Annotated in this window: 2 pseudogenes; one reads left to right on the top strand and one right to left on the bottom strand. The window is 72.5% G+C overall.

The window, feature by feature from the left end:
* Positions 1-236 (top strand): annotated as a pseudogene (locus E4P40_RS27730) (DUF2771 domain-containing protein); the annotation flags it as partial.
* Between the two features lie 275 nt (positions 237-511).
* Here E4P40_RS27730 and E4P40_RS29260 read toward each other — a convergent pair.
* Positions 512-688: pseudogene (locus E4P40_RS29260) on the bottom strand (cold-shock protein); the annotation flags it as partial.
* Positions 689-934: the final 246 nt, after the last annotated feature.

The following is a 934-nucleotide window of genomic DNA, read 5'->3' as shown; positions in this document are numbered from 1 at the left end:
TCACCGTGCCGGACTCGGTCGCCGAGCAGGGCTGGAGCGTGCAGGTCTTCGACGAGACGCTCGAGGAGCGGCTGGGCACGGTCGACGTCGACCAGGGGACGACGACCTACGACGAGATCACGACGTCCGACGTCGTCCCGCCGGCCTTCTACCTCGTGGTCGTCGAGGACAAGGGCGGGGACTGCGGCGAGTTCTCCGGCGCCTGGCCGGTCGGCTTCATCCGCGCCGGCGGTTAGGCCCGGTCCAGGGCACCGCCCCGAGCGTGCGAGGGGTGGGGAGGACGGGGTCCTTTTCAGCTCTCCAGGTCGGTGGCGACGGCGCGCAGCACCGACGCGACCTTGCGCGACTCGGCGCGGTCCGGGTGCCGGCCGTGGCGCAGCCCCTCGCCGACGTCGTCCAGGAGCTTGATGAGGTCCTCGATGATCGGCACCAGGTCGTCCGGCTTCTTCCGGGTCTGCGCGGCCACCGTCGCGGCCACCGAGGGCAGCGGGTCGAGGATGCGCACCTGCAGGGCCTGGTCGCCCCGCCGGCCGGCCACGATCCCGAACTCCACGCGCTGACCCGGCTTGAGCTCCGACGTCCCGGACGGGAGGGCGTCCTTGTGGACGAAGACGTCCGGGCCGTCCTCTCGCGCGAGGAAGCCGAAACCCTTCTCCGGGTTGAACCACTTGACCTTGCCGGTGGGCACGTTGATCCCTCGGTTGCTCGTCTCCGGCACGGGGCCGCTCGCCGACAGGTTAACCGCCGGCCCCCGACAGGGGACGCGGAGATTCCCCCGGGCGGCCTCAGGCCGCGCTGGCGCGCGGGACGACGTCGAGCCGGTCGAGCAGGTCGAGGAACACCACCGCGAAGTCGTTGTCGGCCACGGCCCGGGACACCTCGGCCCAGTGCACCTGCTCGCGCAGGGCCCGGGCGACCGGCAGCATCCGCGAGA

The sequence above is a fragment of the Blastococcus sp. CT_GayMR20 genome (assembly GCF_004570345.1).
The sequence above is the reverse complement of the archived record's forward strand: the minus strand, read 5'-3'. Positions and strand labels throughout refer to the sequence as shown.